This is a genomic window from Streptomyces sp. NPDC091682, assembly GCF_044756625.1.
Classification (GTDB): Bacteria; Actinomycetota; Actinomycetes; order Streptomycetales; family Streptomycetaceae; genus Streptomyces.
This window is the reverse complement of sequence record NZ_JBIVTH010000005.1, coordinates 353534-367286: the sequence shown is the minus strand read 5'-3', so window position 1 is coordinate 367286 and position 13753 is coordinate 353534. Positions and strand designations below refer to the sequence as shown.

Here is a 13753-nt window from a genome sequence, read left to right as displayed (position 1 = left end):
TCCCCTGCGGGGGGCTCGGCGGTTTTGCGGTTCGGTGGCACGTTGCCTCGTGCCGAGGTGGTTCGCCTCAATCGCCGGCGGGGCTGGGTGGTGTGGGGCGGTGCCCCGCCGAAGTGTCTCCTCGGCTCGCGCCAGGCGGCCGTGGTTCTGCCGTTCGGCCTGGGTTGCGCGCTCGTCCTGCGGGGACACTCCGCCGTGTCCCCGCCCCACGGTAGGGCTTCGACAGCCCAACCTTGTCCCCCCACCTCCCCATGAACCGGCACCGCCAACGGGTGACTGACCCCTTTCCCGGTGGGCCTGCACTGTCAACGGGTGAGTGGGGGCTTCCCTGTGGGGTTGTGCTGCTGAGGGGAGGGGGGACGTGGTGGGGTGTCCCCGCAGGACGAGGCGCTACCACCGGGCACAGCCGAGACATGCCCGCACGCGCCGAGCCGAGGAGACACCCCACCACGGCCCCCCGGACCGACCCGTGCCGACAAGCCCGCCCACCCGCCGAGGCGCGGGCCCGCCCATTCAGCCCCGCCGGCGTTTGAGGCGCGGGTCCGGGCAGCGCCCGGCAGACGGCAGCAACACGACCAAGCAGCCCGCAGGGCAACGGCGCGGGTCCGGGCAGCGCCCGGCGAGGATCCGGACCCGCCGGACACCACCGAGCAGGCCCGCAGGGCAACGGCCCGGTGGGGATCCGGCCGGACCGGACCGCAGACCGCGCCGGAGGCGCTACGCGTCCAGGCCGATGGCGAACGCCGCTTCCAGGTCGTGCTGGGAGTACGTGCGGAAGGCCACGTGGGTGTCCGTCGCCTCGACGCCCGGGATCTTGCTGATGCGGCCGGGGATGATGTCCGCCAGGTTCTCGTGGCGGGCCACGCGGACCAGCGCGATCAGGTCGTACGTCCCCGTGACGGAGTAGACCTCGCTGACGTTCTCGAGGGCGGCGATGGCCTCGGCGATCTCGGGGATCCGGTCCACGCTGGTCTTGATGAGCACGATCGCGGTGATCACGGCTGGCTGTCTCCCTCGGTGGCCGTCGCTGGTCGACTCACTCTAGTCGTACCCCGGTAGCGGGCCCACGCGTAGAGGAAGCCGAGCGAGAAGCCCACCAGGTGGGCGAGGTAGGCCACCCCGGGGCCGCTCTCCGCGCGCTGCGCCGCCAGCCATTGGAGGGCGAACCAGAAGAGCAGCACCATCCACGCCGGGAACCGCAGCGGCAGGAAGAAGAGGAACGGGAACAGGCTCGTCACCCGCGCGCGCGGGAGCAGGAAGAGGAAGGCGCCCAGCACCGCCGAGATGGCACCGGAGGCCCCGATCAGCGTCTGCGGGGAGCCCGCGTTGGCCGCCGCGTACGCCGCCATCGCCAGGTACCCCGCACAGAGGTAGAAGACGAGGAACGCCGGGCGGCCCATCCGTTCCTCCGCCATTGCGCCAAAGACGTAGAGGAAGAGCATGTTTCCGAGCAGGTGGAGCCAGCTGCCGTGGACGAACAGCGCGGTCAGCGGGGTCAGCCAGGCGCGCGGGCCGTCCGTGAAGAGCTCGTCCGGGACCACGCCCCAGCGCCGGAAGTGGGCCGTCCCGGCGGCCAGCAGCTCTTCCCCCGTCCCGTAGGCCGGGTTGAGTCCCGAGGCCGGTCCGAGTACGAACGCCACGGCGCAGCCCGCGATCAGCGCATGGGTGACCACCGGTCCCCGGGCGGCCTCGCGAACGGCCCGCCACTTTACGATCATGTGACAGAGCATGACGTAAGGGGACCCACCTGAAGCGGTGGCAGGCCGTAGGGTTACGAGCTGCGGTCCGTAGGACGACGCATACGGCGGCGCGGGCGGCTTTAATTGAATCAGCTACGAAGGAGAGAGCGGCCTGATGACGGTTCCCCTGCCGACCGACACCACCCGGTGGCGCTGCACCCTGTGCGGCAATCTCACGCGCTTCGACGTGACCCGTTCGTCGAAGGTCGTGGAGTACGTCCACCTGGACCTCGCCGGGGAGCCCAAGGTCGAGGAGCGCGAGGTGGTCAATGAGACCATCGAGTCGGTCCGCTGCCGCTGGTGCAACGCGGTGGACCAGATCGAGCTCGTGGACAGGCCGGGCGCGGACTCCTGACGGAGACGCACCCACAGGAAGATCACGGTAGGGGTGACGGATTGTGGAGCCAGCAAGCGGCGCTGAGCCGGCCGACGCGGCCGGCGACGCCGCCGAGGCGCTCGACCACCCGCTGCCGGAAGGCGTGCGGCGCCGGGTCGTCGCGCTCGTCTCGGACGCCTTCGGCGCACTGACGGTCGCGGACCTCCCGGCGCAGCTGCGTCAGTACGCCCGGTTCACCCCGACCCGGCGCGCCAAGTTCGCCGGCAATGCCATGGCCGCGGCGGTCGAGACCGACGCCGTGTTCCGCAGCCGGGTCGCCGAGAAGTTGCGCGAGGCGCAGGCAGATCTGGCCGCGGCGCTGGAGGCCGGCGCGCCCCCGGCCGCCGCGGATCCGCTGGACGTGGCGGCGGCCGCCTTCGTCCTGCGGCCGGCCGGTTGGGTCAAGCTGGTGGCCGCCGCGGGCGAGGAGGCGCAGCGCGCCGACGCCGAGCGGGTCGGCGAGGAGACCCGGCGCGAGCTGGAGAGGTTGCGCGAGGAGCTGACCCACGCGCGGGACCTCCAGCGCACGGGCGGGGAGCAGGTTCGGGTCGAGCTGGACGCGGCCCGCAAGGAAGCGGAATCGCTTCAGCGCAAGCTGCGGAGCGCCCTCAGCGACGTCAAGCGGGGTGACGCTGCCCTGCGCAAGGTGAATGCGGAGATCGACGGGATCCGCGGTGACGCGGCTGCCCGGGTGGCCGCGGCCGAGAGCGAGACCCGCCGGCTCAAGGCCCGTCTCGCGGAGGTGGAAGCGGCGTTGGAGACCTCGCGCCGGGCCACGCGCGAGGGGCGCAGCATCGAGGACATGCGGCTGAGGCTGCTGCTGGACACCGTGTTGGACGCGGCCCAGGGGCTGCGCCGGGAGCTGGCCCTGCCGCCGGTCTCGACGCGGCCGGCCGACACGGTGGAGGCGGTGGAGCCGGGCCGGATGACGCCGAAGGACATTGCGGCGCGGGCCCTCTCGGAGACCGATCCGGCCCTGCTGGACCAGTTGTTGGCGCTGCCCCAGGCGCATCTGGTGGTCGACGGTTACAACGTGACCAAGACGGGCTATCCGACGATGCCGCTGGAGAAGCAGCGGCTGCGGCTCCTGGGTGGTTTGTCCATGTTGGCCGCGCAGACGGGTGCGGAGATGACCTGTGTCTTCGACGGGGCGGAACTGGCGGCCCCGGTGCTGCTTGCGCCGCCGCGCGGGGTGCGGGTGCTGTTCTCCAAGGCCGGGGTGACGGCGGACGAGCTGATCCGCCAGTTGGTGCGTGCGGAGCCGCCCGGCCGGCCGGTGGTCGTGGTCTCCACGGACCGGGAGGTCGCCGACGGGGTGGCCAAGGCGGGTGCGCGGCCCGTGGCGTCCGCATTGTTGCTGAAGCGGCTTTCGCGCGTTTCGTAACTCCTCGCCACAATGCCCGAATTGAGGGGACTCGCGGAGGACGGACCGTCAAGTGACCTGCACGGAGCGTGCGCTGTGGGTAAAGAACCTGGTCGAGGGGTGAGTTTTTTCTCGACAGGATTTGAACTGATCACAGATGGGTCACTAGGGTCTGCTCAAACCTTCGTGCGGTAGATCACTCATTCGGGGTGGCGGCGGAGGTGCTGCCGAGTTGCGTTCTTCGGCGGCTCCCAGGAAGAAGGAGATCGCCTTCGTGGCGTCCCACCGTCGACCCAAGCAGCCGAACCGCGCTCGTGTGACCGTGCTCACCTCGGTCGCGGCCGCAGCCGTCGCCCTCACCGCGCAGAGCGCCTCCGCCGCGCCGGCGAAGCCGAGCAAGGACGAGGTCAAGAGCCAGGTCGACGCGCTCTACGAAGAGGCGGAGCAGGCCACCGAGAAGTTCAACGGGGCCAAGGAGCGCCAGGACAAGCTGGAGAAGGAGATAAGCCAGCTGCAGGACCAGGTCGCGCGCGGCCAGGGCGAGCTCAACGACCTCCGCAGCACGCTCGGTTCGATGGCCAGCGCCCAGTACCGCAGCGGCGGCATCGACCCCTCCCTCGCGCTCCTCCTCTCCGAGGACCCTGACGGCTACCTCGACAAGGCCTCCTCCCTGGAGCACCTGAGCGCCAAGCAGGTCGAGGGGGTCCAGCGGATCCAGGACAAGCAGCGGACCCTCGCGCAGCAGCGCCAGGAGGCCGCCGGCAAGCTCGCGGACCTCGACGCCACCCGCAAGGAGCTCGGCGAGAAGAAGAAGGTCTCCACCGAGAAGCTCGCCGCGGCCCAGGCCCTGCTCAACACCCTGACCACGCAGGAGCGCGCGGCGCTCAAGGACGAGGAGACGCGCGCCAGCCGCGCCGACAGCCAGCGCGTCGACCTCGGCAACGTCAAGGCCTCCGGTCGTGCCGGAGCCGCCCTCGAAGCCGCCAAGACGAAGCTAGGCTTCACCTACCAGTCCGGCGGTACCGGCCCCACCGTCTACGACTGCTCCGGGCTGACGCAGTGGGCCTACAAGCAGGCCGGCGTCAACATCAGCCGCACCACCTTCACCCAGGTGAACGACGGCACCCGCATCGGCCGCAGCCAGCTCCAGCCCGGTGACCTGGTCTTCTTCTACGGCGACCTGCACCACGTCGGCCTCTACGCCGGCAACAACATGACGCTGCACGCCTCGAACCCGCGCAGCGGCATCAAGTACGAGTCCATGGACAACATGCCGTTCCAGTTCGGCGTCCGGGTCGGCTGATCCGCTCCGCGGTCCGGGACGGGCCGTACGCCGCCCATCCGGGCGAATTCCGCGGCCCCCCTCTGACCACACGCCCCGCCGGTGACCTGCGTCTCCTGCGGGGCGTCGGCATGTGTGCCCGCCGACGGTCGTTGGTCGGTGCGTGGTCGCGCCGCTACTGTCTGCCAGCGCGGAACCCGGTACACGGCCGTCCACGGAGGGCGGACCCGGGCCCCGCACAGCGGAAGGGAGCGGTTTCACGTGGCGTCCCATCGCCGGGCCGGGCTCGGCAGCCTCGACCGGAACACGAAGATCACCGTCCTCACCGCCGCCGCCGCGGCCACCGCCGCGGTCGCCATGACGGGCGTACCCGCGAACGCGGCCGCCGGCCTCCCGTACGAACCCGGCGGCGGGGCGAGAACCGGCATCAGCGCCCAGGTCGACCGCCTCTTCGAGGAGGCCGAGCAGGCCACCGAGCGCTTCAACGAGGCGGGCGAGAAGGCCGACCGGCTCCGCGTCGAGGTCAACCGGGCCCAGGACGCGGTGGCCCGCGGCCAGGAGCGCATCAACACCCTGCGGGGCGTCCTCGGCTCCTTCGCCGGGGCCCAGTACCGCGGCGGCGGCATCGACCCCGCCGTCGGCCTGATGCTGTCGGAGGATCCCGACGGGTACCTCGAGCGCGCCGCGGCCCTCGACCGGCTGACCAGCCGCCAGGCCCGCCAGCTCGACGAACTCCGCGAGGAGCAGCGCGAACTCGGCCAGGAGCGCCGGGAGGCCTCCCGCAAACTCGCCGAACTCGACGCCCTGCGCTCCGACGTGGCCCGGCACAAGAGCGCCGTCACCGCGAAGCTCGCGGCCGCCCGGCGCCTGCTCAACGCCATGCCCTCCGGGGAGCGGGCCGACTACGAACGCTCCTCGCGCTCCGCGGGCCGCCCCGAGGGGTTGCCCGAGCTGTCCTCTTTCGGACCCTCCTCCGGACGCGCCGCGGCCGCCGTGATGGCGGCCCGGGCCGCGGTCGGCCGGCCGTACGTGTGGGGTTCCACCGGGCCCAGCAGCTTCGACTGCTCCGGGCTGATGGTCTGGTCGTACCGGCAGGCCGGGGTCTCGCTGCCGCGCACCTCGCAGGCCCAGCGGCACGCGGGCCGGCAGGTGCCGCTGTCGCAGGCCCGCCCGGGCGACCTGGTGACGTACCGCTCGGACGCCAGCCACGTCGGCATGTACGTCGGCAACGGCCAGGTGGTGCACGCCCCCTACCCCGGGGCCCGGGTCCGCTACGACCCCGTGGGGATGATGCCGATCTCCTCGGTGACCCGGCCCTAGGCCCTGTCGTCAAAGTAGCGCCGGTCAGGCCCGGCCCGATCGGCAGGGCACCCCCGAGCGCACCCGTGCGTACGATCGTCGGATGTTCCCCGTCCGCCGGTGCCCCGTACGCGTGCTGCCGCTCCTGCTGAGCGTGCTGCTCGCCGGGTGCGGCGCGCCCGCCCCTCGGGACGCCGCGGAGCGGGACGTCCGGGAGGCGGTTGCCGACTGGTCGAGGACGCCGCCCGCGGGGCTCGCCGGGATCCCGCTGGAGGGCTGGGCGTACGAGGTCTCCGAGGTCCGGCGGGACGGTGCCGGAGCCACCGTCCGGGCGGAGCTGCACTACCGGCTCACCGGCTACGACGCGGCCGCCGCCGGGTCGGCGCGCGAGGTGCGCCTGACCCGGGACGGCGGGCGGTGGCACGTCACCGGGGACCGGGCCGCGCCGGGCGCGTTGCCGCAGCTGTGGGACCAGGGCCCGGTGGCGGTGGTCCGCGGGTCGCGCTCGCTGGTGCTGGGCGTCGGGCAGGATGCGGGGACGTTGTCCGCGATCGCGGCGGAGGCCGACCGGGCGGTGCCCGCGGTGAGCGCCGCCTGGCCGGAGCTCTGGGCGGGCCGGGCCGTGGTGCTGGTCCCCGGATCCCTGGAGCGGATGGCGGAGCTGCTGGGCCGCCCGGCGGCCGAGTACCGGGGCATGGGGGCCGTCACGACGGGCCGGGTGGGCGCGGCCCCCGCCCCCGCCGACCGGGTCGTCGTGAACCCGCAGGGGTGGGCCGAGCTCAGCCCGGCGGGCCGCGGGGTCATCCTGACCCACGAGGTCACCCATGTGGCCACTCGGGCGGCGACCACCGCCACCACCCCGCTGTGGCTCTCCGAGGGCTTCGCGGACTGGGCCGGCTACCGCGGCACCGCGGCCACCCCGGAGCGGGCCGCTCCTGCGCTGGCCCGGGCCCTGCGGCGGGGCGAGGTGCCCGGCGAGCTGCCCCGGGCGGAGGACTTCGCCTTCGGCGGCGACCCGGAGGCGCTGGCCCGGGCGTACGAGGGCGCCTGGCTGGCCTGCCGGCTGATCGCGGACCGATGGGGCGAGGCGGCGCTCGTGGACCTGTACGGGCGGGCGGGGCGCGAACCGTGGCCGGTGGCGGTTCGGGGCGCCCTCGGAGTGGACCCGGACGCTTTGACGGAGGACTGGCAGGAGGCCCTGCGCGCGGAGTTCCGCTGAGGGCGTCCGGTACGTTGGCAGCGATGCACAAGACGCTGATCGTGACCAACGACTTCCCGCCGCGACCGGGCGGCATCCAGGCCTTCCTGCACAACATGGCGCTACGGCTGGATCCCGACCGGATCGTCGTCTACGCCTCCACCTGGAAGCACAGCGCGGAGGGCCGCGAGGCCACCGCGGCCTTCGACGCGGAGCAGCCGTTCCAGGTGGTCCGCGACCGTACGACGATGCTGCTGCCGACCCCGCGCGTGACGCGGCGGGCGGTGGGCCTGCTGCGCGAACACGGATGCGAGTCCGTGTGGTTCGGGGCGGCGGCCCCGCTCGGGCTGATGGGCCCGGCGCTGCGGCGGGCGGGTGCGCGGCGGATCGTGGCGACGACCCACGGGCACGAGGCGGGCTGGGCCCAGCTGCCGGCCGCGCGGCAGTTGCTGCGCCGGATCGGCGAGGGCACCGACACGCTGACCTACCTGGGGGAGTACACGCGCTCGCGGATCGCCTCGGCGGTGACGGACCGGGCGGCGGCCCGGATGGTGCAACTCCCGCCGGGGGTGGACGAGAAGACCTTCCACCCCGGATCGGGCGGGGCGGAGGTCCGGGCCCGGCTCGGGCTGACGGACCGGCCGGTGGTCGTGTGCGTCTCCCGGCTGGTGCCGCGCAAGGGGCAGGACACGCTGATCGAGGCGATGCCGCAGATCCTGGCGGCGGTGCCGGACGCGGTGCTGCTGATCGTGGGCGGCGGGCCCTACGAGGCGGACCTGCGGGAGCTGGCCGTCTCCACCGGGGTCTCGGACTCCGTCGTCTTCACCGGTGCCGTCCCGTGGTCGGAACTCGCGGCCCACTACGGCGCGGGCGACGTCTTCGCCATGCCGTGCCGGACCCGCCGGGGCGGGCTGGACGTGGAGGGGCTCGGCATCGTCTACCTGGAGGCCTCGGCGACGGGCCTGCCGGTGATCGCGGGCGACTCCGGCGGGGCGCCGGACGCCGTGCTGGACGGCGAAACGGGCTGGGTCGTACGGGGCGGATCCCCCGAGGACGCGGCGGACCGGATCGTCACCCTGCTGAAGGATCCCGAACTGCGCGCGCGGATGGGCGCGGCCGGCCGTGCGTGGGTCGAGGACCGCTGGCGCTGGGACCTCCTGGCGGAACGGCTGCGCGAGCTGCTCTGATCGCCGGGTGCGGCGCCGCTGCCGGGGGCTCTGCTCCCGGACCCCCGACCAGCGGAGCCGCACCTGACCGGCTGCGTAGCCACGCCTGACTGTTCCTCAGATGTCTGTCAATACCGCGTCTGGGCGGACGGCCGGATTCCGCCCATGATGCGGCCATGACATCCAACCTGACGCGCCGTCAACTACTGGGACTCGGCGCCCTCTCGACCGCCGCCGCGCTCGGCTTCACCCGGATCGGGGCGGCCTCCGCCGCGGCCGTGGAGCCCGCCGCCGCCCAGTACGCCCCCGCCATCGTCGTCGGCTCCGGCTACGGCTCCGCCGTCGCCGCCCTGCGGCTCGGGCAGGCGGGCGTACGCACCGTCGTGCTGGAGATGGGCCGGCTCTGGGACACCCTTGGGGCCGACGGCAAGGTCTTCCCCTCCACCTCCGCGCCCGACCAGCGCTCCATGTGGTTCCGCAACCGCACCGAGGCCCCGCTCGCCCAGTTCCTCTGGCTCGACGTGGTCAACCGGGACATCAGCCCCTACCCCGGCGTCCTCGACCGCGTGAACTACGGCGACATGTCCGTCTACGTCGGCCGGGGGGTCGGCGGCGGATCGCTCGTCAACGGAGGCATGGCCCCGACGCCCCGCCGCTCGTACTTCTCCGAGGTGCTGCCCCAGGTCGACGCCGACGAGATGTACGGCACCTACTACCCCCGCGCCCGCGCCATGCTCGGGGTCAACGACATCGACCCGGCCTGGTTCGAATCCACCGAGTGGTACCGCTTCGCCCGGATCTCCCGCAAGCACGCCCAGAACACCGGCCTGAAGACCGTCTTCGTCCCCAACGTCTACGACTTCGAGCACATGAAGCGCGAGGCGGCCGGCACCGCCCCCCGCTCGGCCCTGGCCGGCGAGGTCATCTACGGCAACAACCACGGCAAGAAGAGCGTCGACAAGACCTACCTCGCCGCCGCCATCGGCACCGGCCACGTCACCATCGAGACCATGCAGCGCGTGGTCGGCGTACGGCCCGACCCGGCCGGGGGGTACGTCCTGACGGTACGGACCAGCGATGTCACCGGACGGGTCACCCAGGTCCGCGAACTCGGCTGCAAACAGCTCTTCCTCGGGGCCGGGAGCCTGGGGACCACCGAGATCCTGCTACGGGCCCGCGAGCGGGGGACGCTGCCCGCGCTCAACGACAAGGTCGGGCTCGGCTGGGGCCCCAACGGCAACGTCATGACCGCCCGCGCCAACCACCTGTGGGACACGGTCGGCTGCAACCAGGCCACCATGCCCGCGATGGGCATCGACGACTGGGACAACGCCGCGAACCCGGTCTTCGCCGAGATCGCCCCGCTCCCCATGGGCATCGAGCACTGGATCTCGATGTACCTGGCCATCACCAAGAACCGGGAGCGCGGGCACTTCACCTACGACGCCGCCACCGACTCGGCCCGCCTCAACTGGCGGCGGGACCAGAACACGCCCTCGGTCAACGCGGCGAAGAACCTCTTCGACCGCATCAACTGGCGGAACTTCACGATGTACCGGTACGACCTCTTCGGCGGCAACAAGGCCTTCGCCGACGACTTCACCTACCACCCGCTCGGCGGCTGCGTCCTCGGGGACGCCACCGACGGGTACGGGCGGGCCAAGGGGTACCAGGGGCTGTACGTGGTCGACGGCTCCCTGATCCCCGGATCGCTCGGCGTGAACCCGTTCGTGACCATCACCGCCCTCGCGGAGCGGAACATGACCCGGATCCTCGCCGAGGACCCCCGCTAGCCGCCGACCGGCCGCGGCCTAGCCGCGGTACAGCGCCTCGATCTCGTCCGCGTAGTCCTTCGCCACCACATTGCGCTTCAGCTTCAGCGACGGCGTGATGTGACCCGACTCCTCCGTGAACTGGGAGGGCAGAATGCGGAATTTCCGCACCGATTCCGCCTTGGAGACCGCCGCGTTGCCGTCGTCGATCGCCTTCTGGACGGCGGCGATGAGGTCCGCGTCCTCGCGCAGGTCCGCCGCCGTGACCCCGGCGGGCTTGCCGTTCTCCGCCGCCCAACGGCCGAGGAACTCCTCGTCGATGGTGACCAGCGCGGCCACGAACGGCCTCGCGTCGCCGACCACCATGCACTCGGCGACCAGCGCGTGCGCCCGGATCCGGTCCTCGATCACCGCGGGGGCCACGTTCTTGCCGCCCGCCGTGACGATGATCTCCTTCTTGCGGCCCGTGATCGTGAGGTAGCCGTCCTCGTCGAGGGTGCCGACGTCGCCGGTGTGGAACCAGCCGTCGGTCAGCGCCTCGGCGGTCGCCGCCTCGTTGTTCCAGTACCCCGTGAAGATCTGCTCGCCGTGCAGCAGCACCTCGCCGTCGTCCGCGATGCGCACCACGGAGCCCGGCATGGGCTGGCCGACCGTACCGATCTTCTGCTTGTCCCACGGGTTGAAGGTGGTCGCGGCACAGGACTCGGTCAGGCCGTAGCCCTCCAGGACCGTGAAGCCGATGCCGCGGAAGAAGTGGCCGAGCCGCTCGCCCAGCGGCGCGCCGCCGGAGATCGCGTACTCGCCGCGCCCGCCGAGGACCGCGTGCAGCTTGCTGTAGACCAGCTTCGAGAAGATCTTGTGCTTGAGCTTCAGCCCGAACGACGGGCCGCGCGGGTTGTCCAGCGCGCGGCTGTAGGCGATGGCCGTGTCGGCCGCCGCGTCGAAGATCTTCCCCTTGCCATCGGCCTGCGCCTTGGCGCGCGCCGAGTTGTAGACCTTCTCGAAGACCCGGGGGACGCCGAGGATCAGCGTGGGGCGGAAGGACTGCAGCTCGTCGGTGAGGTTCTTGATGTCCGGTACGCAGCCCAGGCGGATCGGCGCCAGGACGGCCGCCACCTCCACCAGGCGCCCGAAGACGTGCGCGGCCGGCAGGAACAGCAGCACCGAGCACTCGCCGGTCTTGAACAGCGGGCTCAGGCGCTCCACCGCGTTGCCGCACTCGGCGAAGAAGTTGCGGTGGGTCAGCACACAGCCCTTGGGGCGGCCGGTGGTGCCCGAGGTGTAGACGATGGTGGCCGGGCCGTCGGCGCCCGCGAGGCTGCTGCGCTCCTCGACCTCGGCGTCGGAGACCTCCGCGCCGGCGGCCTTCAGCGCCTCCAGCGCGCCCTGCTCGATCTCCCAGACCTCGCGCAGCTCCGGCAGCCGGTCGCGCAGCGAGGCCACGGCCGCGCTGTGCGCCGGGCTCTCCACGATGACGGCGACGGCGCCGGAGTCACCGAGGATCCACTGGACCTGCTCGGGGGAGCTGGTCTCGTACACGGGGACGGTGACGCCGCCCGCGCTCCAGATCGCGAAGTCGAACAGCACCCACTCGTACCGGGTGCGGGAGATGAGGGCGACCCGGTCGCCGGGCCGGACGCCGGCCGCCATGAGGCCCTTGGCCGCGGCCCGGACCTCGGCGAGGAACTCCGTCGCGGTCACGTCCTGCCACCGGCCGTCGACCTTGCGGCTCATGACGGCGGTGTCTGGATGCTGAGCGGCGTTGCGGCGGATGAGATCCGTCAGGTTCCCGTCCGACGGGACCTCGTACAGGGCCGGAAGGCTGAACTCGCGCAAGACTGCTGCTCCTCTGGGCGCCATCGCCACCATGTGGACCGACCGGACGTTACCCACCGGTAGTGGGTTCCCGATAGGGGGAACCGGCCAGATGTTCCGTGCGTCACATTCTGTACTTACCCCGCCTCGCCCCAACGTGCCGACAGTAGTCGACCCCACCTGCGACTCGGAAGTAACCGCAGGTCCGGCCACCTCTCCCACCCCCTCTACCCGCCGCCACCAGGCAGCTCTAGGGTTGGCCGCATGGCTGGCAGCATGCGGGGACAGCAGTTCGGCACGAGCGGATCAGGCCGAGGGGCGGGCGGTGCGACAGGCCGGGAAGCAGGCCGCACCCGGGTCCACGTCGTGAGCGACGTGCACGGCAACACCGAGGCCCTCACCAGGGCGGGCGACGGCGCCGACGCCCTCATCTGCCTCGGTGACCTCGTGCTCTTCCTCGACTACGCCGACCACTCGCGCGGGATCTTCCCCGACCTGTTCGGCGTCGAGAACGCCGACCGGATCGTCGAGCTGCGCACCGCGCGCCGCTTCGACGAGGCCCGCGCCTTCGGCCGGGAGCTGTGGGCCGGCCTGGACCGGGACACGCTCATCGAGGGCGCCGTCCGCCGCCAGTACGCACAGATGTTCGCCGCCTTCCCCACCCCCACCTACGCCACCTACGGCAACGTCGACGTACCCGGCCTGTGGCCCGAGTACGCCGACCGCCACGGCCTCACGGTGCTCGACGGCCAGCGGGTGGAGATCGGCGGCCGCGTCTTCGGCTTCGTCGGCGGCGGACTGCCCACCCCGATGCGCACCCCGTACGAGGTGGACCCGGAGGAGTACGCCGCCAAGGTGGAGGCCCTCGGCGAGGTGGACGTGCTCTGCTCGCACATCCCGCCGGAGGTGCCCGAGCTCTGCTACGACACGGTCGCCCGCCGCTTCGAACGCGGCAGCGAGGCCCTGCTCGCCGCGATCCGCCGCACCCGCCCCCGCTACGCCCTCTTCGGCCACGTCCACCAGCCGCTCGCCCGCCGCATGCGCATCGGGAGCACCGAGTGCGTGAACGTGGGCCACTTCGCGGCCACCGGTCGGCCCTGGGTCCTCGAATGGTAGGGATCCAGCCGCTTCGCGGAGGGCTCCCGCAGGGTGCGGGAGGCGCTGGAGTGGCGACGTCCACACGCGCGGTAGCCTTCACGCGGCGGCCCCAGGCCGCACACGTCCTCGAACTTGCCCAGCTGCCGCTGGGAGGTACCACCCCCAGCCCGGAGGAGCGACCGCGATGGCGGAACACACCAGCTCAAGCATCACGATCGAGGCTGCGCCCACCGACGTGATGGCCGTGATCGCCGACTTCGCCCGTTACCCCGAGTGGACCGGCGAGGTGAAGGAGGCCGAGGTACTGGCCACCGACGCCGAGGGGCGCGCCGAGAAGGTCCGCCTGCTGCTCGACGCGGGCGCGATCAAGGACGACCACACCCTCGCCTACAGCTGGAAGGGCACCGACGAGGTCAGCTGGACCCTGGACAAGTCCCAGATGCTGCGCCAGCTGGACGGCTCCTACCGGCTGACCGCCGTCGACGGCGGCAAGCGCACCGAGGTCACCTACCAGCTGACCGTCGACGTCAAGATCCCCATGCTCGGCATGATCAAGCGCAAGGCCGAGAAGGTCATCATCGACCGCGCGCTCGCGGGCCTGAAGAAGCGCGTCGAAACCGTCTGATCCCGCTTCCCGCTTCCCGC

Annotated in this window: 12 protein-coding genes; 9 read left to right on the top strand and 3 right to left on the bottom strand. The window is 72.2% G+C overall.

The annotated features are described in order from the left end of the window. Positions 1 to 717: 717 nt before the first annotated feature. Positions 718 to 999 (bottom strand): Lrp/AsnC ligand binding domain-containing protein, encoded by a 282-nt coding sequence (locus tag ACIQK6_RS14785; protein WP_214949914.1) that lies wholly within the window; start codon positions 997 to 999, stop codon positions 718 to 720. After that, complete coding sequence (locus ACIQK6_RS14780; RefSeq protein WP_329102813.1) at positions 996 to 1730, bottom strand: rhomboid family intramembrane serine protease; 735 nt, start codon at positions 1728 to 1730, stop codon at positions 996 to 998. The genes ACIQK6_RS14785 and ACIQK6_RS14780 overlap by 4 nt, the downstream gene beginning before the upstream one ends. 124 nt (positions 1731 to 1854) lie before the next feature. On the opposite strand from ACIQK6_RS14780, the gene ACIQK6_RS14775 reads away from it, so the two are divergent. The 7 genes from ACIQK6_RS14775 (at position 1855) to ACIQK6_RS14745 (ending at position 10216) form a co-directional block, all read left to right on the top strand. Then, positions 1855 to 2094, top strand: a complete 240-nt coding sequence (locus tag ACIQK6_RS14775) for a hypothetical protein (RefSeq protein WP_008738811.1) — start codon at positions 1855 to 1857, stop codon at positions 2092 to 2094. A gap of 40 nt (positions 2095 to 2134) precedes the next feature. After that, positions 2135 to 3499 carry an NYN domain-containing protein gene (locus ACIQK6_RS14770; protein WP_329108001.1) on the top strand — a complete coding sequence of 455 codons (1365 nt, stop codon included), beginning with the start codon at positions 2135 to 2137 and terminating at the stop codon, positions 3497 to 3499. A gap of 253 nt (positions 3500 to 3752) precedes the next feature. Beyond that, positions 3753 to 4781, top strand: coding sequence for an NlpC/P60 family protein (locus ACIQK6_RS14765; RefSeq protein ID WP_329102815.1), 1029 nt, complete (start codon positions 3753 to 3755; stop codon positions 4779 to 4781). 240 nt (positions 4782 to 5021) lie between these two features. Further along, a complete protein-coding gene (locus tag ACIQK6_RS14760) occupies positions 5022 to 6080 on the top strand; it encodes an NlpC/P60 family protein (RefSeq protein WP_329102817.1) in 1059 nt (352 codons plus the stop codon). A gap of 82 nt (positions 6081 to 6162) precedes the next feature. Further along, positions 6163 to 7278, top strand: coding sequence for a hypothetical protein (locus ACIQK6_RS14755; protein WP_329102819.1), 1116 nt, complete (start codon positions 6163 to 6165; stop codon positions 7276 to 7278). Positions 7279 to 7301: 23 nt separating this feature from the next. Continuing rightward, a complete protein-coding gene (locus tag ACIQK6_RS14750) occupies positions 7302 to 8444 on the top strand; it encodes a glycosyltransferase family 4 protein (protein ID WP_329102821.1) in 1143 nt (380 codons plus the stop codon). Between the two features lie 155 nt (positions 8445 to 8599). Next, a complete protein-coding gene (locus ACIQK6_RS14745; RefSeq protein ID WP_329102823.1) occupies positions 8600 to 10216 on the top strand; it encodes a GMC oxidoreductase in 1617 nt (538 codons plus the stop codon). An 18-nt stretch (positions 10217 to 10234) separates the two neighbouring features. Here the strand turns inward: ACIQK6_RS14745 and ACIQK6_RS14740 are convergent, their stop codons facing one another. Further along, a complete protein-coding gene (locus ACIQK6_RS14740; protein ID WP_402694910.1) occupies positions 10235 to 12031 on the bottom strand; it encodes an AMP-dependent synthetase/ligase in 1797 nt (598 codons plus the stop codon). Positions 12032 to 12286: 255 nt separating this feature from the next. On the opposite strand from ACIQK6_RS14740, the gene ACIQK6_RS14735 reads away from it, so the two are divergent. Further along, complete coding sequence (locus ACIQK6_RS14735) at positions 12287 to 13126, top strand: metallophosphoesterase (RefSeq protein WP_329108003.1); 840 nt, start codon at positions 12287 to 12289, stop codon at positions 13124 to 13126. 166 nt (positions 13127 to 13292) lie between these two features. Next, on the top strand, positions 13293 to 13733 hold the full coding sequence (locus ACIQK6_RS14730; RefSeq protein ID WP_327735075.1) for an SRPBCC family protein: 441 nt from the start codon (positions 13293 to 13295) through the stop codon (positions 13731 to 13733). The last annotated feature ends 20 nt before the right edge of the window (positions 13734 to 13753 follow it).